The sequence below is a fragment of the Fructilactobacillus sp. X7R4C1 genome (assembly GCF_059901115.1).
This window is the reverse complement of the sequence record NZ_JBWXVD010000020.1, coordinates 1-278: the sequence shown is the minus strand read 5'-3', so window position 1 is coordinate 278 and position 278 is coordinate 1. Positions and strand designations below refer to the sequence as shown.

General features: G+C 38.1%; 1 pseudogene. It reads left to right on the top strand.

The features are described from left to right. Window positions 1–29: 29 nt before the first annotated feature. Window positions 30–278: pseudogene (locus AC6UC9_RS06985) on the top strand (hypothetical protein); the annotation flags it as partial.

Sequence of the window (278 nt, the reverse complement as noted above, 5' to 3'; positions counted from 1 at the left end):
AATAAAACGTCATTCAAGGAGGTTCATCAATGCTTTTAAAAAAAAGGCGCTATCTTTGGATCATCTTGGCTCTTTGCATAATCGGAATAAGTGTTCTTACGTTGCTGTGGAACATGGACTCCAAAGAAACGGCCTCAACCGAATTTGATCACACCCCTCTTACTATAAAAAAAGTCGAACTTAGTAAGCACCTTAACAGTATCATGGTCACTTTTGTTACCCCTCCAAAAAGCAAATATACAATAATTGATCTTAATGAGCGTCAGCTTTCCTCTGGT